Below are 15,116 nucleotides of genomic sequence, written 5' to 3'. Positions count from 1 at the left end.
ATTTCGACCCACGGTCAGGCAGATCAGGAATTTCTTCACGAGGGCATATCCGGTCGAGGGATATATGTTTTCTCACGAACGGTATTCTTCGTGTTATGCGGCGGGAACTTTGAAATTCGATGACGGCAGTTCGGGGAAGTGGGATCTATCTTCAAGTGGCGTTGCTACATTTATCTTCACCAGAGGCGATGCAGTAACGCTGTTTTATAAAAACAATAAATGGTACGACCCGTTTGCTTGTACTTATGGGCTGGGCGACGTTGGGGAATGCTAGGTTGCCAGGCCTGGTGTGAAAAAAAGAGCGCTGCATCATGCAGCGCTCTTCGTTTGTGCGCGTCCGCCGTTGCGGCGTTACTGCGCGGCCGGACCGCTCGCGGGCAGCGTCGGCATCGCCGGCGCGATCGGCGCGCCGTTGGCGGCCGGCGCCGTGGTGGCGCCCGACGATGCTGCCGCCGGTGCCGCAGCAGGCGTACTCGCCGGCATCGCACTGTCCGCGCCGGGATCGTCGTACTGCGGCAATCCAGGTGCCGCCGGCGCGTTGTTCGGCGTGGCGCCCGATGTGCCGCCCGCATCGCCCGGATCCTCGTAGTTCGGCAGCCCCGGCACGGCCGGCGTCGCGGCCGGCACGGCGCCCGCTTCGCCCGGCTCGTTGTAGTTCGGCGCCGCGGCCGATGTCGACTGGCCGCGATACGTGAGCGACTTGCGCTGCTGCAGGTACGCGTCGCGCACGAACGAATACGGATCGAGCGCGGCCTGCTTCAGCAGGTCGGTCGCGCCGAGCAGGTCCGAGCGCGCGCTGATGAACTGCGCGATGTACATCGGATTGCGCGCGGCCGGCTCGATGTAGTTCAGCAGGTTGAAGCGCACGTCCACCGCACGGCCGACGCCGTCGCGGATCGTGCTCGGCCCGAACACCGGCAGCACGAGGTACGGGCCGGACGGCATGCCCCAGCGCGCCATCGTCAGCCCGAAATCCTGGTGATGCTTCGGCAGCCCGGCCGGCGTCGCGATGTCGATCAGGCCGGCGACGCCGAACAGCGAGTTCATCGCCACGCGCATCAGATCCTGCGTCGCATCGGTGATGCGCAACTGCAGCAGGTTGTTCGCCATGTTGCCGAGATCGCCGAGGTTCGAGAAGAAGTTGCTGATCGCGGTGCGCACCGGCGTCGGCGTGACTTTCTGGTAACCCTTCGCGATCGGCTGGGCGATGTTCGTGTCGACCGTGTCGTTGAACTTGTACATCGCCCGGTTCATCGGCTCGAGCGGGTCGTTGGGATTGCGGTTCGGTCCCGTCGCGCAGCCGGTCAGCATCGCGCTGGCGGCGACGGTCGCCGCAATGATTCGCACCTTATTCATTGATTCCTTGCGATTGGTTCTTGGCGCGCTTGACGCGCGGTTTGCCCATCAGGACGGGCTGGAACACCACGGCACCGATCAGCGTGCAGGTCAGGGCCAGCGCGAGCAGCTTGCCCATGCTCGATGTGCCCGGATGATGCGACAGCCACAGGCTGCCGAAGGCGGTCGCCGTCGTCGCTGCGCTGAACAGCACGGCGTGCGTGAGGCTCGAATGCAGCAGCCCCGTCTGCCCCGCGCGCCACGCCATCACGAAATACACCTTGAACGCGACGCCGACGCCGAGCATCAGCGGCAGCGCGATGATGTTCGCGAAGTTCAGCGACATGCCGAGCACGACGCACATCTCGAGTGTCACGATGCCCGACACGAGCAGCGGCACCAGCGTGCGCAGCACGTCGCCGAAGCGGCGCAGCGTGACCCACAGCAGGATCGTGATCGAGATGATCGACCACAGCGCCGCATGCAGGAACGCGTTGATGATCGTGTCGGCCGAATGCAGGATCGAGATCGGCCCGCCGGTCGCGCCCGGCTCCGCGGCCTTCACGGCCTTCGCGAAACGGCGCAGCATCGTGTCGTCGTTCGGGTCGACGCCCTTCGGCACCTTCGGCGAGATCTGCACGAGCGCATGGCCGTCCGGCGCGACCCAGTCGCGCACGACCTGCGGCGGCAGCGATTCGCGCGTGATGTCCTGCGGCTGCAGCAGCGCGGCGAGCTGGTTCAGCGCGATGCGCAGCGTATCGGAGAACGCCCGTTCGGCACGGTCGCGCGTCGCGCTGTCGGCGGCGGCGAGCTTCGCGAGCGACGCGGACAGGTGCTGCGCGGCGGCCGCGCCCGGGCCCGGGTGATCTTCGGCCGCATAGCTCAACAGGTCCGACACGCGCTTGAGCGCGGCCACGCGCTGCGCGTCGGTCGCAGGCGGCGCGGCCGGCTGCGTCAGTGCGGGCAGCAGCTCGCTCGCGGCCGCCGCGATCGCCGCGTGCTTGGCCGGCTGGTCGGCGGGGATGAAGGTCGACAGCGTGGTTGTGCGGCCCACTTCGGGCAGCGCGTCGAGGCGCTTCGCGGCCGCGTCGGCTTCGGCAAGCGACGGTGCGAGCAGCGTGACGTCGTTGACGGCGGCTTCCGGCGAATCCTTCAGCGCGAGCAGCGTCGCCATCGATTCGCTGTTCGGATCCTTCAGGTGCAGCGGGTTGAAGTCGAAATGCAGGAACGCGAGCAGCGGCAGCGCGCCGATCACGACCGCCAGCGTGCCGATCAGGATCGGCTTGCGATGGCGATCGAGATAATCGTCGACCGGCGCGAGCCACGGGAAGCCCGGCGTCTTCGATTCGCCCGGCGGCGCGAACAGGCGCAGCAGCGCGGGCAGCAGCGTGAGCGTGGTCAGCAGCGCGACGAACATTCCGACGCCCGCGATCAGGCCGAGCTCGGACACGCCGCGATAGGCCGTGGGAATGAACGAGAAGAAGCTCGCCGCGACCGCTGTGGTGGCCAGCGCGAGCGGCATGCCCATCGAGTGCGCGGCGCCGATCAGCGCGTGATCGATGCGTTGATCGCGAAAGCGTTCCTCGCGGTACTTCACGCCGTACTGGATCGAGAAATCGACGCCGAGGCCGACGAACAGCACCATGAACGCGACCGAGATCATGTTCAGCGAGCCGACCATCGCGAGGCCGAGCGCGGCCGTCACGACGAGGCCGACGAACAGCGTGACGAGCACCGAGCCGATCATCCGCTTCGAGCGCAGCGCGAGCCACAGGATCACGAGTACGGCGAGCAGCGTGAGCACGCCGTTGAGCGCGGCGCCGTCTTCGACCGACGCGAATTCGTCGTCAGCGAGCGGCTGTTCGCCGGTCAGGCGCACGGCCGCGCCGTAGCGCTTGTCGAGATCGAGCGACCGGGCCGCGTCGCGGATCACCTGGCTCGTTGCCGCGCCGGCCTTCAGCGCGCCGTAGTTGACCACCGGCTGCACGGTGACGAACGCGCGCGCGGGCTGCCGCGCGGCATCGTTGTCGACCAGCGCGCGCCACGAGAACGCGGCCGGCTTGCCGGCCAGCACGTCGTCGACCGTCGCGGCGCTGCGCGCGAGCAGCTTCGCCATCGCGGGCAGCTTCACCTGGCCGGTCAGGAGCGGCTGGCCGAGCGTGGTGGACAGCGTGGTGGCGAGCCCCGTGAGGCTCGGGTTCTTCGCGAGTTCGTTGACGAGCGGGCGCGCGCTCGCGAGCTGGGCGGTCGTATCGGAGACTTCCTGCGGCGACAGGAACAGCAGCCCGTTGTGCTCGAAGAACGGCCCGCCGCCCGGTTCCGCGACCGGGCCGATGCGGCCGGCGGCGGCATCCTTCTGCAGCGCTTCGGCCAGCGCATGCGCGGCGGCGGTCGCGAATTCCGGCGCGGGCGCCTCGACGACCGCGAGGATCGTGCCGTTGCGTTGCGGGAACGCCTTGTCGACGGCCTGGCTGAGCGCGGCCCATTGCGGTTCCGCATCGACGAGCTTGCTGATGTCGGTGTTGATCTTGAAATGCTGCGCGACGTAGACGCCGCTGAAGGCGGCGATGACGAGCGACAGGACGACGACCCAGACGGGGCGGCGCACCGACCACGCAACGAGTCGGACGATGAGAGATGTCACCATGTGGCGGTGGGGAGCGGCTGGCTAGGGCAAAGTAGCCAAGTATACCGGCGCGGCGCGGCGACGGTCGTGACGGTGGGGAGATTCGGGGCGGGAAGGATATTTGCTTCCGGCGTCGCAATCGGAGTGCGCGGTCGGTTCATTTGTATGGGGATATTTACATAATGGGGCGCGGCGACGCGCCGACATGCGGCCGAGCGCCTGTGACAAACGGCGCTGAAAGGTAACAGTCGGTCACCGGGCGGCACCGGGGCGTCGGGCCCGGTATACTTTGCTCCACCGGCCGATGCAAAGAGCCGGCCGTTTTTTTCCATCGAGTGCGAAATTCGTATGAAACGTCATCTGTTTGCTTTCGTCGCGGCGGCCGCCGTGTCGGTTTCCGCTTTCGCGCAGAGCGCGCCGGTCGATGTCGTCCGCACGGCGGTCGAGGGCACCGTCAATGCGATGAAGGCCGATCCGGCCGCGCGCGGCGGTGACATGGCGAAAATCACGCAAGTCGTCGAGCAGCGCTTCCTGCCCGTGACGAACTTCGAGCGCACGACCCGCATCGCGGTCGGCGACGCATGGAAGCAGGCCACGCCGCAACAGCAGCAGGAGCTGTACAAGCAGTTCAGGCTGCTGATGACGCGCACCTACGCCGCGTCGCTCGCGCAGCTCGGCAACCAGGACGCGAAGTTCTCGTTCAAGCCGGGCGGCGCATCGGGCGCCGACGCGCTCGTGCAGTCGACGGTGACGACGCCGGGCGACAGCCAGTCGGTCGGCTATCGTCTCGGCAAGGTCGGCAACGACTGGAAGATCTACGACATCGACATGTCGGGTGCGTGGCTCATCCAGGTCTACCAGGGCCAGTTCAAGAGCCAGCTCGCGGCGGGCGGGATCGACGGCCTGATCGCGTATCTGCAGAAGCACAACTCGCGGACGAATTGACGGCTGCCGCGCGATGCGCGACTGAAATGCGGCTCGCAAACCATGACGCCCCGGTCGCGGATGCTGCCGGGGCGTTTCACATTGCGCCGTGGCCGGGCAATATCCGCCCGCCTCGGCGCAAGCCGATCAATGCCGGGCCGGACGCTGCGAGTCTGCGGTGACAATCCGTTCGGCAAAGCGCCGGACGGCAGGTTCCGTCATCCGGCAGGCTGCCTCGCCATGGCATGAATGAACGCCGTGCGGCATGCCCCGCTCACGGCTCGCGTCGCCGATTTTCGTCGGTGACTTGCCGCAGCGCCTTGCGAAGCCTGCGGTTATCGATAAGCAGTGCGAAGACGGTAATTGCCAGGATGATCGTCGGTGCATTCTTTCCCGACATTCGGGCAAACGCGCTCGCCAGCCCAGCGCACAAAAACGCAACCAGCAAAAGCAGTAACCGGTCCTTCCACCACGCGTACGAACCCAGTTTCACGTTGCGACCTCAGCTATATCGGCGGCGAGTACACGCGAGCCCTTTGCGCGCATACGTTGCACGCGCCGGATTTTCCGCGTCGAATATTTCGGGATGCATTTTCAAATGCAATTGAAGGCTGTAGGGCACGTAGATGGCCGTTTGCGACTGGAAATTCCGGATCACGGTTGAAACGTCGGCGGTTCGTCTGCAAGTCAAGCGCTCTGCCGATGCAACCATTGCGCTTCCGATCGCAGCCCCGGTGTAATACGACGCATACAAGGCCCCGGCGACCAGCAATTTTTCAGACAACAGAGTCGCGCCCGCCAATTCGGCGACCGTCGCCGTTTTTCCGAGCTTTTCCGTTGCGGCAACCAAGGCGGAGATATTCGCCAATGTGGTCCCTTGGGCGCCGAACCAGCTTGTCGGGACGTCGAGCCCCAGCGCTTCCATGTTGCCCCTAAATACCTGAAAGAAATCGCGGCACTCGTTCATATCAAAAAATGTTCCGTTGGAAAGTTGTTGTACGGTGATGTGCCGGTTCTTTGGGGGAAGCGACTTGCCACCAGCATTCGATTCGAATGTCGTGGCCACCGGAATAGTGTCATCTATCCAGCGAGGGGGCGATTGGACAAGTATGAAATCGGACGGGCGAATTGCGCGTGGCGCAAGGCAGACGCGCTGGCGTATTGCCCGCTGCGGGTTTGTGGCCGTTCGCGCGACGGTCTTGGCGCGGGGGGCAAGCCGCCCCGGTGTCACTCTACCGCCGCCGATGCTCGACCGCGAACTTGATCAGCTCGGCCTGCCCTTCGATCTCCAGCTTGCGCTTCAGGTTGAGCCGATGCGTCTCGACCGTGCGCACCGACAGCCCCGTCTGCTGCGCGATCTGCTTGCTCGACAGCCCTTCGGCCAACATGTCGAGGATGTCGCGTTCGCGCGGCGTCAACCGGTCCAGCGGCGACGCCGTCGCGCTGGCCTGGATCATCCGCGCGGCCAGCCCTTCGCTGAAGAAGGTCTGCCCGGCCAGCACCGCACCGATCGCACGGACGATCTCGCTCGCGGGCGAATCCTTCAGCAGATAGCCGCTCGCGCCGGCGCGCACCGCCTGCGTCACGTATTCGATGTTGTCGTGCATCGACAGCATCAGCACGCGAATGCCCGGAAAACGCTCGTGGAACACGCCCGCGAGCGTGATGCCGTTCATTCCGTTCATGCCGACGTCCATCAGCGCGAGATCGGGTTCGAGCGACGCGGCGAGCGCGAGCGCCTCGTCCGCGTTGCCGGCCTCGCCGACCACCGACAGGTCGGCGGCTTCGAGCCGCATCCGCAAGCCGTCGCGCACGAGCGGGTGATCGTCGACGAGCAGCAGTCGCGCGGCGGGCCGGGCGGTATCGGGGGCGCTCATGGGCAAAAGTCTCCGGTTAGGGTGCGCGTGCTCAGGCGGCGGCACGCCGCAGCGGCACGCGCGCGGCCACGACGGTGTGGCCGACCTGCGACGTGATCGTCAGCGTGCCGCCGAGCGCGTCGAGGCGTTCGCGCATGTTGCGCAGGCCGATGCCGCGGCTCGCGTCGGCCTGCGAGCGTTCGGCGTCGAAGCCGCAGCCGTTGTCGGCGATGGTCAGCGTGACGGATTGCGCGCCGACGTCCAGCGTGACGGCCGCGCGCGACGCCCGCGCATGATGCACGATGTTGCTCAGCGCTTCCTGCGCGATCCGGAACAGCGCGGTATTGACGGCTTCGGGCAGCGGCCGCGTGCCGCTGTGCGCGACCTGCGTATAGCCGATGTCGATGCCGCTTTCGGCGCCGAGCTCGCGCACGAGTTGTTCGAGCGCGGCCGCGAGGCCGAGATCGTCGAGCATCGACGGCCGCAGCGCATGCGAGATGCGCCGGACTTCGCGCAGCGTGTCGCCGAGCCGCCCGACGCCCGACGCGAGCGCCTGCTCGGCTTCCGGCACGCGCGACGCGCCGCGCTCGAAGCGCGCGAGCGCGGATTCGAGCATCAGCTTCGCGGACACCATCATCTGGCTGATCCCGTCGTGCAGCTCGCGCGACAGCCGCGCGCGTTCCTGCTCCTGCGATTCGACGACGCGCTGCGCGAGCAGCTTCAGCTTCGCGTCGGCGCTGCGCGACTCGCTGACGTTCAGCACCAGCGCGCACACGGCGATCGCCGCCGCGCCGGTGAGCGCGATCGCCGTCAGCCAGCTCATCGTGCGCTCGATGTTCGCGGACGCGCGCGCGTCGATGCGCTGCAGCGCGGTGTCGACGTCGTCGAGATAGATGCCGGTGCCGACCATCCAGCCCCAGCGCTCGAGCGCGACGACGTAGCCGAGCTTCGGCGCGACGCGGCCCGTCGACGGCCGCTGCCATGCGTAGCGCACGTAGCCGCCGCCCTGCGACGCCGCGCCGATCAGCTTCTGGATGGTGAGCGCGCCCTGCGGGTCGCGCATCGACCAGAAGTTGTGGCCGACGCGCTCGGGCTCGCGCGGATGCATCAGCGAATTGCCGTGCAGGTCGTAGACGAAGAAATAGCCGTCAGGGCCGAAATCCATCTTCTGCAGCATCGCGAGCGCCTGCGTGCGCAGCAGCGCGTCGTCGCGCGCATTGCGGCCGCTCGCGTCGTAGAGCGGCATGATCGCGCTCGTCGCGAGCTCGACGTAGTGTTTCAGCTCGACTTCCTTGCTCGACAGGTACGCGGCCTGGATCGTCGCGTGCTGCGTGCGCGCGAGCGACGTCGCCTGGTGGCGCACACCGAAGCCGATGCCGGCGATCGTGAGCAGAAACGGCACGATGGCCAGAAGGAAGATCTTTGCCTTGAGTCTCATGGTGGTGCGAAGCGGCCGTGAAGCGGCGCGGCCGGCCAGGCGCGGCCGGCGAGGCGCGGCCGGCCAAGCGCGGCCGGGGTGCTGCCGACAGGCGCGGGCCGGCCGGGCGCATCGGCCGCGCGGCGGCGTATCGAGCCGATATTGTCGGCGATTTTGCAGGCGGACGGCGGCTGCCCCGCCGCTGCTCGTACGCTCAGGCCCGCCGCGATTCGAGATCGACGGGCGGCGTGGCCGCCGTCTGCACGACGACGCGGTTGCGCCCGCCTTCCTTCGCCCGATACAGCGCATCGTCGGCGAGCTTCAGCGCGGCCTGGATGTTGTCGTCGCGTTCGGGATAACTGGTCGTCACGCCGATGCTCACGGTCAGCCGGCCGACCGTGCCGGCGTCGTGCCGGATGCCGAGATCGAGGATGCCGGTGCGGATCGTTTCGGCGATCGTCGCCGCGCCGTCGCTATCGATGTCCGGCAGCACCACGACGAATTCCTCGCCGCCGTAGCGCGCCGCATAGTCGGCCGGGCGGCGCAGGCAGCCGGCGATGCAGTGGCCGACCGCGGCGAGCGCGTCGTCGCCGGCCTGGTGGCCCTGCGTGTCGTTGTAGTGCTTGAAGTAATCGACGTCGATGAACAGCAGCGACAGCGGATGTTGCGAGCGCGCGGCGCGCCGCCATTCGCGCGCGAGCGTGACGTCGAGCATCCGGCGGTTGTCGAGGCCCGTCAGGCCATCGGTGCGCGCGAGCGCCTGCAGCTCGGTTTCGGCGCGGTGGCGTTTGCGCAGTTGCACGTCGAGCAGCAGCGACAGGCCGACGAAGCCGATCGCAAGCGCCACCATCGCGGAGCCGATCGGGATCGCACGGTCGTACCACGCGGCGTAGGTGTCCGCTTCCGAGCGCGCGACCATGACGATGAGCGGCAGGTGATCGAGGTGCCGGAACACGTACAGGCGCCGCACGCCGTCGATCGACGCGGTGTCGGCGAAGCTGCCTTCGCTGGCGGTCATGAATTGCCGGAACGTACTCGCGCGGCTGATGTCGCGGCCGACGATCCTGGGGTCGTACGGCTCGCGCGCGACCATCCTGCCGTCCGTGTTGATCAGCGCGACCGAGCCGCGATCGCCGAGCGACAGGCGCGAGAACAGGTTCTGGAAATATTCGAGCCGGATCGACATCACCGCGACGCCGCCGAACGACCCGTCGGGCCGCGTGATCCGCCGGCTGAGCGCGATGCTCGGCGAGCCGCCGCGCAGCCGCGAATGATACGGGGGGCTGACGTACAGGCCGACGTCGGGGCGGTCGCGGTGCACGGCGAAGTACGGCTCGTTGCCGAAGTTGGCCTTGCGCGGCACGTCGCTCATGCCGTCGACCGCGATGTCGCCTTTCGCGTCGAGCACGTAGATGCCGCCGAGGTACTTGGCCGTCGTCGAGCGGTCGAACAGCACCTGGCGGCGCAGCGGCATCGGCAGCCTGGCGACCTCGGGGTCGTTCGCGCCGTCGACGACCGCCTGCAGCGACAGCGAATAGATCTCGATGTTGCGTTCGATGTCCCACGCCGCCATCAGCGCGAGGTTCTGCTGCATGCTGCGCGAGCGGTCGCGCGCGTCGATACGGCCTTCGTACAGCACGATCGCGCACAGGAGCAGCAGGATCAGCGCGATCAGCAGCCCCGTGTAGAAGATCAGGTGCGGCAGCAACAACCGGCGCAGATGAGCGGCGATACGGCTCGTCACGCCGGATTCGCTGGGCATTGCGTAGTTGGTTTCGGCCATGGTCCGTGGATCGGGGGCATCGTCGCCGGGCGGCGTGCCGATGCGATTGTTCGTATGGCTACCGGTGGCGACCCGGTGCGCAGCCCTGCCCGTGCATACCTTCCGTCCAGCGGAGAAAACGGGCACCGATTATCGACAACCGCGGCCAGATAAACCCGATATTCACAGGTAACATCGGCTGCAATTCGACGATCTGACAAATCGCGCGATGCGAATGCCACGGAGTATAACGCGCGTGTTTGGGTGCGCGGAAAATGTTGCGACCGGTTGATCGGGGTCAAATTATGGGGTAATCCCGCGCTTGCAAATATCGGGCGGATCGTTGCCGAGCAAGGCATTGCGGTGCGGCGGGAAAGTTCGCGCGGCTTCCGGCCGCGGATACCGGCGGATCGGCGGATTAACGGCGGGCGGGCGTCGCACGCGAAAGCGCGCGATATGCGCCGATTATCGGTTTCAACGGTCGGGTGAATACCCATGTGAAAACGGGCAGCCGCGAGGGCCGCCCGTTTCGCAAGGCCGGTGTACCACCGGCATGCGGCGCCCGGCATGCGGGACGAGCCCGCATGCGCAGGTTCATGCGCCGTGCTGCTGCGCCTTGAACGCGAGCCGGAACCGGTGCAGCAGCGGCTCGGTATAGCCGCTCGGCTGCGACGTGCCTTGCAGCGCGAGCGCGCACGCGGCCTTGAACGCGGTCGACCGGTCGTAATCGGGCGCCATCGGGCGATAGTTCGGATCGCCGGCATTCTGCTGGTCGACGACGCGGGCCATCCGCTTGAACACGTCGAGCACGAACGCCTCGGTGATCACGCCGTGGCGCAGCCAGTTCGCGATGTGCTGGCTCGAGATGCGCAGCGTCGCGCGATCTTCCATCAGGCCGACGTCGTGGATGTCCGGCACCTTCGAGCAACCCACGCCCTGTTCGACCCAGCGCACGACGTAGCCGAGGATGCCCTGCGCGTTGTTCTCGACCTCGCTCAGGATCTCGGCCTCGCTCCACGCGGCGCGCTCGACGACCGGCACGGTCAGCAGCCCTTCGAGCAGCGCGTCGCGCTCGCTCGCGTACGGCGTTTTCTCGAGTGCCTGCTGGACGGCCTGCACGTCGACGAGGTGGTAGTGCAGCGCGTGCAGCGTCGCCGCGGTCGGCGACGGCACCCACGCGGTGTTCGCGCCGGCGCGCGGATGCGCGATCTTCTGCTCGAGCATCGCGTGCATCAGGTCCGGCATCGCCCACATGCCCTTGCCGATCTGCGCGCGGCCGCGCAGGCCGGCCGACAGGCCCGCGAGCACGTTGTTGCGCTCGTACGACTGAATCCACGCCGACGATTTCATGTCGCCCTTGCGGATCATCGGGCCCGCTTCCATCGCGGTGTGCATCTCGTCGCCGGTGCGATCGAGGAAGCCGGTGTTGATGAACGCGACGCGCGCGGCGGCGGCGGCGATACACGCGGCGAGGTTCACGCTGGTGCGGCGCTCCTCGTCCATGATGCCCATCTTCAGCGTGTTGCGCGGCAGGCCGTACAGATCCTCGATGCGCGCGAACAGCGTATCGGCGAACGCGACTTCGGCCGGGCCGTGCATCTTCGGCTTCACGATGTAGATCGAGCCCGTGCGCGAGTTGCGCTTCGCCTTCAGGTCGTGCAGCGCGCACAGCGTCGTGACGACGCCGTCGAGGATGCCTTCCGGAATCTCGTTGCCGTCGCGGTCGAGCACCGCGCCGTTGGTCATCAGGTGGCCGACGTTGCGCACGAACAGCAGCGAGCGGCCGTGCAGCGACAGCGTGCCGCCGGCGGGCGTCGTGTACTCGCGATCGGCGTTCAGCCGGCGCGTGAAGGTCTTGCCGCCCTTCGCGACTTCCTCGACCAGCGTGCCCTGCATCAGGCCGAGCCAGTTGCGGTAGAGCTGGACCTTGTCGTCCGCGTCGACCGCCGCGACCGAATCCTCGCAGTCGATGATCGTGCTGACCGCGGCTTCGAGCACGACGTCCTTCACGTTCGCGAGATCGGCGCGGCCGATCGGCGTGGATGCATCGATCTGGATCTCGAGGTGCAGGCCGTTGTGCTTGAGCAGGATCGCGGACGGCGCATCGGCCGCGCCCTGGTAGCCGACGAACTGCGCCGGCTGCGCGAGCCCGACGTCGCCCTTCGCGGTTTCCACCGCGAGCTGGCCGTCCTGCACGCGGTAGCGCAGCGCGTCGCGGTGCGAGCCGCTCGCGAGCGGCGCGGCGTTGTCGAGCACGTCGCGCGCGTAGTCGATCACGCGCTGGCCCCGCGTCGGGTTGTAGGCCGCGGTGCGTTCGGCGCCGCCGTCTTCCGGCAGCGCGTCGGTGCCGTACAGCGCGTCGTACAGGCTGCCCCAGCGCGCGTTCGCGGCGTTCAGCGCATAGCGCGCGTTCGACAGCGGCACGACGAGCTGCGGGCCGGCCTGCGTGGCGATCTCGCTGTCGACGTTCGCGGTGGCTGCGGCGACGTTCGACGGGACCGGCACGAGGTAGCCGATTTGTTCGAGGAATGCGCGATACGCGGCATGGTCGCGTACCGGGCCGGGGTGCGCGCGATGCCACGCGTCGAGTTCCTGCTGCAGGCGGTCGCGTTCGGCGAGCAGCTCGCGGTTGGGCGGCGCGAGGTCGTGCACCAGGGCCGAGAAACCGCTCCAGAACGCGGTCTTGTCGATGCCGGTGCCCGGCAGCGCTTCGTTTTCAATGAACTGGCTCAGCGCTGGCGCGACTTGCAGTCCTGCTTGGTCGATCATCGTGAATCCTCCCGGGGAAAATGCGCGCGGTTTGGCTGGTTATTCCGCGACGCTCTGTGTGCCGGCGCGGGCGATCTGCGCGTCCTGTTCGGACTTTACGCCAGACACGCCGATCGCGCCCGCGATCCGGCCGCCGACCGTGACCGGCACGCCGCCTTCGAGCAACCCCGTCAGCGGCGCGCTCAGAAACGCGGTGCGGCCACCGTTGATCATATCCTCATACGCCTTCGTCTCGCGACGGCCGAGCGCCGCCGCGCGCGCCTTGTCCTGCGCGATGCAGCTGCTGGCCGGCGATGCGCCGTTCAGCCGCGCGAACGCGAGCAGGTGGCCGCCGTCGTCGACGACGGCGATCGACACGGCCCAGCCGTGGCGTTCCGCTTCCGCGCGGGCCGCGGCGAGCATGCACTCGGCATCGGCCAGTTCGAGTTCGGGTTTCGTTTGCATGGCTTTCCTCCGGAATAGGCGGTCAGTCGACCAGCCGGTTGTCGACGCGCTCGATCCAGTGGCGCATGGGTGTGCGGCTCGCGCCATTCCGATGAGTCTGGCAGCCGACGTTGGCGGTGACAATCAGGTCCGGCCGCGAGCGCGCCGACGCGCGCGCGCCTTCTCCGCATGGACGGGGTCGGAGCGCGACAGGCCGCCGTATTCCTTCATGAACTTGCCGCAGCCGCTTGCGGTCGGCGGCGATCGCTGCCGCGCCGGCTTCGATCGCGGGCCACCACGCGTCGACGTTGTGGCTCGATGGCCGGACGTGAGCGGGCGGGGCTTGGCCGGCGCGGTAACCGCTAGAATTGCGGTTTTAGCCCGGAACACGTCCATGTCTTTTGCCTCGCTTGGCCTGATCGAGCCGTTGCTGCGTAATCTGCAGGGCCTCAATTACCAGACACCCACCCCGGTGCAGGCCAAGGCGATTCCCGCCGTGCTCGGCGGCAAGGACGTCATGGCCGCCGCACAGACCGGCACCGGCAAGACGGCCGGTTTCGCGCTGCCGCTGTTGCAACGGCTGGCGCAACACGGCCCGGCGGTATCCAGCAACCGTGCACGCGTGCTGGTGCTGGTGCCGACGCGTGAACTGGCCGAGCAGGTGCTGCAAAGCTTCGTCGAGTACGGCAAAGGCCTCGATCTGCGATTTCTGGCCGCCTACGGCGGCGTGAGCATCAATCCGCAGATGATGAAGCTGCGCAAGGGCGTCGACGTGCTCGTGGCGACGCCCGGCCGTTTGCTCGACCTCAATCGCCAGAACGCCGTGCAGTTCGATCAGGTGCAGACGCTCGTGCTCGATGAAGCCGACCGCATGCTCGATCTCGGCTTCGCGCGCGAACTCGACGCGGTCTTTGCCGCGTTGCCCGCCAGGCGCCAGACGCTGCTGTTCTCGGCCACGTTTTCGGACGAAATCCGCAAGATGGCCGCGAGCATTCTGCGCAGCCCGGTCGATATCAGCGTCAGCCCGCCCAACGCCACGGCCAGCAAGATCAAGCAGTGGGTGGTGACGGTCGACAAGCGGAACAAGCCAGAGCTCTTCATGCACCTGGTGGCCCAAAACAAGTGGGAACACGCGCTGGTGTTCGTCAAGACCCGCAATGGCGTCGATTATCTGGCGCTCATGCTGGAGAAAGCCGGCTATGCGGTCGATACGATCCACGGCGACAAGCCGCAACCCGCGCGTTTGCGTGCGCTGGAGCGCTTCAAGACGGGTGAGGTGCAGATGCTGGTCGCCACCGATGTGGCGGCGCGCGGGCTGGATATCGACGATCTGCCGCTGGTGATCAACGTCGATCTGCCGATCGTCGCGCAAGACTACGTGCACCGTATCGGCCGTACCGGCCGCGCAGGTGCCAGCGGGGTGGCGGTGTCCCTCGTGTGCGCCGATGAAGCGCCGCAATTGGCCGCGATCGAAGCGCTGATCCGGCAGACGCTGCGTCGGGAAGAAGAGCCGGGTTTCGAAGCCGAACACCGCGTGCCGGAAACCAGCGCGACGGGTCAGATCATCAAGAAACCCAAAAAGCCGAAGAAGCCCAAAGTGCCGCAAGCCGTGCCGGTCGCCAGGCAGGCGCCGGGCAAGAAGCCGCCTACGCAAGGGAGCGAAGGCAAGCGCAAGCCCGCGGCGCAGCATGCGAAGCCAGCCGTCGGCACGGGAACGGACTACACCGTCGGCAGCCCGTTCAGCGTGCACAAGCCGCGCGGCAAGCCGGCGGGCAAGCCGGCGGCGGGAAAGGCTGCGGGCAAATCCGCGAGTGGTCGCGGCAAACCTGGCAAACCGTCCAGATAGCCCGATCCTTCGCTTTCGACGTGCCCGATACGATCGAGCTGTCCGATGCCGTGAACGCATACGGGTGGTTCGGAACAGCGCTGCCGGGTTTGTCGTGAGCGACCTGAAACCGGCCGCGATAGAAGCTTCGCGGCATGACCGATGATGTGCGATGACTG

11 protein-coding genes and 1 pseudogene are annotated in these 15,116 nt (G+C 67.3%); 2 read left to right on the top strand and 10 right to left on the bottom strand.

All coding sequences use genetic code 11. The features are described 5' to 3' along the window. Positions 1-351: 351 nt before the first annotated feature. Positions 352-1,356 (bottom strand): VacJ family lipoprotein, encoded by a 1,005-nt coding sequence (locus CFB52_RS28425; RefSeq protein ID WP_099318092.1) that lies wholly within the window; start codon positions 1,354-1,356, stop codon positions 352-354. After that, positions 1,349-3,982, bottom strand: coding sequence for an MMPL family transporter (locus CFB52_RS28420; RefSeq protein WP_099318091.1), 2,634 nt, complete (start codon positions 3,980-3,982; stop codon positions 1,349-1,351). Before CFB52_RS28420 ends, CFB52_RS28425 begins: the two co-directional genes overlap by 8 nt. A gap of 327 nt (positions 3,983-4,309) precedes the next feature. Between CFB52_RS28420 and CFB52_RS28415 the strand changes: the two genes are divergently transcribed. Further along, entirely contained in the window at positions 4,310-4,906 is a 597-nt protein-coding gene (locus tag CFB52_RS28415; RefSeq protein ID WP_059581520.1) for a phospholipid-binding protein MlaC, read from the top strand. Positions 4,907-5,159: 253 nt separating this feature from the next. On the opposite strand, the gene CFB52_RS28410 is transcribed toward CFB52_RS28415, so the two are convergent. The 8 genes and pseudogenes from CFB52_RS28410 to CFB52_RS35245 form a co-directional block, all read right to left on the bottom strand. Next, positions 5,160-5,378 (bottom strand): hypothetical protein, encoded by a 219-nt coding sequence (locus CFB52_RS28410; RefSeq protein ID WP_081059309.1) that lies wholly within the window; start codon positions 5,376-5,378, stop codon positions 5,160-5,162. 9 nt (positions 5,379-5,387) lie between these two features. Then, positions 5,388-5,951 (bottom strand): hypothetical protein, encoded by a 564-nt coding sequence (locus CFB52_RS28405; protein WP_257220687.1) that lies wholly within the window; start codon positions 5,949-5,951, stop codon positions 5,388-5,390. A gap of 166 nt (positions 5,952-6,117) precedes the next feature. Then, complete coding sequence (locus CFB52_RS28400; RefSeq protein ID WP_059581523.1) at positions 6,118-6,762, bottom strand: response regulator transcription factor; 645 nt, start codon at positions 6,760-6,762, stop codon at positions 6,118-6,120. 31 nt (positions 6,763-6,793) lie between these two features. Beyond that, entirely contained in the window at positions 6,794-8,179 is a 1,386-nt protein-coding gene (locus CFB52_RS28395) for a cache domain-containing protein (RefSeq protein WP_060011165.1), read from the bottom strand. A 193-nt stretch (positions 8,180-8,372) separates the two neighbouring features. Beyond that, entirely contained in the window at positions 8,373-9,941 is a 1,569-nt protein-coding gene (locus CFB52_RS28390; RefSeq protein WP_059581528.1) for a sensor domain-containing diguanylate cyclase, read from the bottom strand. A 573-nt stretch (positions 9,942-10,514) separates the two neighbouring features. Next, the gene (locus CFB52_RS28385; RefSeq protein WP_099318089.1) at positions 10,515-12,689 is read right to left on the bottom strand and encodes a malate synthase G; all 2,175 of its coding nucleotides are present in this window, start codon (positions 12,687-12,689) and stop codon (positions 10,515-10,517) included. Positions 12,690-12,728: 39 nt separating this feature from the next. Continuing rightward, positions 12,729-13,133 carry a heme-binding protein gene (locus CFB52_RS28380; protein ID WP_099318088.1) on the bottom strand — a complete coding sequence of 135 codons (405 nt, stop codon included), beginning with the start codon at positions 13,131-13,133 and terminating at the stop codon, positions 12,729-12,731. A 22-nt stretch (positions 13,134-13,155) separates the two neighbouring features. Continuing rightward, positions 13,156-13,455: pseudogene (locus CFB52_RS35245) on the bottom strand (hypothetical protein); the annotation flags it as partial. Positions 13,456-13,506: 51 nt separating this feature from the next. Here CFB52_RS35245 and CFB52_RS28370 point away from each other — a divergent pair. Further along, positions 13,507-14,958: a DEAD/DEAH box helicase gene (locus CFB52_RS28370; protein WP_099318087.1), complete on the top strand. Its 1,452-nt coding sequence runs from the start codon at positions 13,507-13,509 to the stop codon at positions 14,956-14,958. Positions 14,959-15,116 lie beyond the last annotated feature (158 nt).

Origin of the sequence: Burkholderia sp. AU18528, assembly GCF_002223215.2 — a bacterium.
In the GTDB taxonomy this organism is placed as follows: domain Bacteria; phylum Pseudomonadota; class Gammaproteobacteria; order Burkholderiales; family Burkholderiaceae; genus Burkholderia; species Burkholderia semiarida.
This window is presented reverse-complemented; position numbering and strand designations above follow the sequence as displayed.